The following is a 651-nucleotide window of genomic DNA, read 5'->3' on the forward strand; positions in this document are numbered from 1 at the left end:
TTTGCTCTATCCTTTGTATTTGTTGCTCTAATGTACCCTTGAATAGCTCATTGTATTTGTTATTTATCGCAATTATGCTTGCATTTTTGGCTTCTTGCAAAGATATTTCTCTTTGTGTGAATTCTGCGACGATCTGCTCTTTTTGTAGTTCAAAATCGCGCTGTAAGGCTAATTTTTCGTTGTTTAACTCAACAAACCTGATCTGATCTTCTTTATTGTTTTTATCCAAAATGGCCAATTCAGAATCAATTATTTTTGCCCTCTTTTGGTAATTATCTTGCAACAATTGTAGCGTTTGGTCAAGCGTAAGCCTTTCATTTTCAATTCTAAACTCATTCTCCTCGATAATTTTATTTTGGTTGGCTACGAAAATTTGTAGCAGCCTTTCTTGTTCTTGCCTAAAAAGCCTTCTGTATTCTTGCTCAAAATTTATTTGTGCCAATACGCGCTCGTTTGTCGCCTGCTTGATTTTATCCTGTATAGCTTGGTATTGAGCTAGCTGCTCGGCGTTGAGCTCGTTTGTAAATTCCGCGCCTCTAGATTCGATAAGCTTGCGTATTTCTTTTTGCTGCTTAAAAATTTCAAGCTCGTTAATGGCAATCATCCTGCGCTCATCGGCTGCCTTAAGTTCAAGATTCAAGTTATCTTTCA

At 37.0% G+C, this 651-nt stretch carries 1 protein-coding gene; it reads right to left on the reverse strand.

Going from position 1 to position 651, the window contains the following annotated elements:
* A partial coding sequence (locus NZ519_14075; protein MCS7029879.1) for a hypothetical protein occupies positions 1-651 on the reverse strand: 651 nt, incomplete at both ends.

This window comes from Bacteroidia bacterium (assembly GCA_025056095.1).
Classification (GTDB): domain Bacteria; phylum Bacteroidota; class Bacteroidia; order JANWVE01; family JANWVE01; genus JANWVE01.